1 pseudogene is annotated in these 232 nt (G+C 42.7%); it reads left to right on the top strand.

What is annotated here, in order from left to right:
• Positions 1–232, top strand: a pseudogene (locus tag ACYQ11_RS22280) (IS701 family transposase); the annotation flags it as partial.

The following is a 232-nucleotide window of genomic DNA, read 5'->3' as shown; positions in this document are numbered from 1 at the left end:
CTGGTATTGATCACGGCGAAAGTTACTAACCCTGTTGTTTTTTCGTTCCATATGCCCGATCCTGCCCTTAAAACATGGCTTAAAAACAACAGTAAACTTAAGAAAAATGGAACGCCCAAAAAATTGCTCCCACCTAAGCCGGATCGAGGCCACAAAATTTCGACCATACCACAAATCGTCATCAAGCTTCTCGCGCAATTCAAGTTCAATCATCCGAATATTCGCATCCGAT

The organism is Desulfatiferula olefinivorans, assembly GCF_054657895.1.
Note: the sequence above shows the minus strand (reverse complement) of the source record. Positions and strands in the feature narration are given on the sequence as shown.